Source organism: Candidatus Proelusimicrobium excrementi (assembly GCF_937881865.1).
Classification (GTDB): domain Bacteria; phylum Elusimicrobiota; class Elusimicrobia; order Elusimicrobiales; family Elusimicrobiaceae; genus Proelusimicrobium; species Proelusimicrobium excrementi.
Window position 1 is genome coordinate 1 of the sequence record NZ_CALGEO010000016.1, and the last position, 2,186, is coordinate 2,186.

Annotated in this window: 1 protein-coding gene and 1 pseudogene; both read right to left on the reverse strand. The window is 49.7% G+C overall.

What is annotated here, in order from left to right; all coding sequences use genetic code 11:
* Window positions 1-1,318, reverse strand: a pseudogene (locus ACQY26_RS01255) (hypothetical protein); the annotation flags it as partial.
* Window positions 1,319-2,186 (reverse strand): DNA-methyltransferase (locus ACQY26_RS01260; protein ID WP_428047270.1); only part of this gene is annotated, 868 nt, incomplete at its 5' end.

A 2,186-nucleotide genomic window follows, 5' to 3' on the forward strand; every position in this document is an offset into this window, starting at 1 on the left:
GTTTGCCTACGCCGTTTGTTTCAAAAGCGAATTTGACGCAGTTAAAAGCTTTCATCACTTCCGCAATTTCTTCAAGGCAGTCGTCCCAAGCCTTCTGCCAGGCAAAACCGGCAAAAACAAGCTGCTCGAAATTTGCCGCGCACATCGCAAAAGCCGTATAATCTTTGCCCTCGTGGCTGGGGTCGATAAATCCGGCGCATGTCCCCTGCGGAAAGAACTCCGCAAACTTTACCTTGGCAAAGGGGATTCTGTCCATGTCCTCTATCTTCAAAAAGTAAGAGGCCTGAATGCTCCTCTCGCTTACCCCGGCCGCCCTTTGCGCTTCCAAATTGACGTCCAATTCCGGGATAGAGCCGTAAGGCACTTCAAGCTTATTGACGCCCTTTTGCCTGCGGAACTTGGCGTAAACGTCTTTGCTGTGCACCGGCTGGCCCAAAAGCGTAATATTCGGCGTAAGCTTAAACAGTTCGTCCACCACCTTTTCCACGCGCACACGCTCGGCCTTGCTGTCGTCGTCGGGTGTAATAATATCGTCGCAAAGGATAAACTTAGGGTGCTTGCCCCTAAAACCCTTACTGCGCACCGGCAAAGCCGTTAAATTGGCGTCCTTACCGATTAATCCCTCAACGCGCACCTGCTTGCTTGATTTGCGCGCAAGTAAAACGCCGTTTGCTTCCAGCACATTGGCCACTTCAAGGCAGATATCCGCGCCGCGGCTCTTTTCTTTCGTCACCAAAAGGCAGGTAAAAAGCGGGTCTAAATAGATCGCATACGCAACACCGCAAATGCTTATATAATCCGTCTTACCGTAACCGCGCGAGCCCAAAATCATATTGGCCCCGGGCTTTAAAGCAAAGTCTTTCATTTCAATTTGCTTAGGATAGGGTTTTGGATAGCACGCATTTAAGCAGAACTCAGTAAAATCAACTTTGCCGCCCCGCGCCTTACTTTCTTCTGCCGGGGCCTCTTCCTGCGTATATCCCGCGCCCGCTTTGCTTACCGTGTCAAAGAACTTAAAAGCCAGTTTCGCCTGGTCAAGTGTTAATTTGTCCGTGTTTGGGCTTAAAAGCGTTTTTTTAAGCCGTAAAACCAAAGCTTTTGTACCGGCTATTTTCTTACCGTCCGCGAGTTCTATTTCTTCCGCAAACTCCTCCGCCAACAAATCAAGCAGACGGCGCCTGTCGTGCCAGGCTTTAAGCCCTTGGCTTTTGGCTTCGGGCTTAGGCTGGTTCAATGCGCTGAACCTGTGCGCCGGCGGTGGAATTACGCCGCCTTTACCGGCTTTCTTCGTCCGCCCTTTCTTCTTGGCCGCGGGCATTTACGCCCCCTGCAAGAGCTCCGCCGCCTTGCCCGTAAATCTCTCCCACCTGGTTAAAATGACGTCGCAGTAATGCGCGTCAAGTTCTACCATGCGGCACTTGCGTTTTAACTGCTCGCACGCGATTAAAGTTGAGCCGCTGCCGCCGAATAAATCTAAAACGATATCCCCGCTTTTAGAGCTGTTCTCAATCAAATGCGCCAAAAGCTTAATCGGCTTCATCGTCGGGTGTAAATCATTTTTAAGCGGCTTATCCACACAGACGACGTCCGGCGTTAATACGGCCCTTAAATCCTTCACCGTCTGGCGGAGTTCCGCTTCATTCATAAAATCCAAATCGTCCAAGGCATTGGCTTTATTACGTCCGCCGTTCCACGTGCCTATGCTTTTACCCTTACAGCCAAACAGGCAAGGCTCGTATATGTTTTGATACTTAGCGCCGCCTAAAACAAACTGATTTTTCAGCCAAATTAGCTGTTGCTTAAAGGTCAGCCCGGAACGCTCCAAAGCCGTAATAAACACGCCTTTGCCAAGCTCCTTGTAAAATACGTAAAAAGAGCCCTTTTCTTTTAAAGCGGTAAAAATGTTTTGGTAAATCTTGCTTAAAAATTCTTCAAAGTCTTTAGCCGGCAAGTGGTCGTTTTTGATTTTTCTCATCCCGCCTTTGGCGGCATTGCCCGCGCCCTGATAGTTCATATTGTAAGGCGGGTCGGTAACCACCAAATCCGCGTTTAAACCGCCCATTAAGCGGTTTATATCCGCCGGATTAGTGCTGTCCCCGCAAAGCAGAAGGTGCTCGCCCAAACGCCAAATTTGCCCAGCTTTTACGCGAGGTTTTATTTCTTCTTCCGCCGGGAGCGGAACTTCT